This window comes from Pseudescherichia sp. AS216 (assembly GCF_037152055.1).
In the GTDB taxonomy this organism is placed as follows: Bacteria; Pseudomonadota; Gammaproteobacteria; order Enterobacterales; family Enterobacteriaceae; genus Pseudescherichia.
On the sequence record NZ_JBBCMV010000041.1, the window covers coordinates 1 to 243 of the forward strand.

Annotated in this window: 1 rRNA gene; it reads right to left on the minus strand. The window is 56.0% G+C overall.

Annotated elements, in window-relative coordinates:
- Window positions 1-243: ribosomal RNA gene (locus WFN61_RS20830) — 16S ribosomal RNA — on the minus strand; the annotation flags it as partial.

Here is a 243-nt window from a genome sequence, read left to right on the forward strand (position 1 = left end):
CGCCTGCGTGCGCTTTACGCCCAGTAATTCCGATTAACGCTTGCACCCTCCGTATTACCGCGGCTGCTGGCACGGAGTTAGCCGGTGCTTCTTCTGCGGGTAACGTCAATCACTGTGGTTATTAACCACAATGCCTTCCTCCCCGCTGAAAGTACTTTACAACCCGAAGGCCTTCTTCATACACGCGGCATGGCTGCATCAGGCTTGCGCCCATTGTGCAATATTCCCCACTGCTGCCTCCCG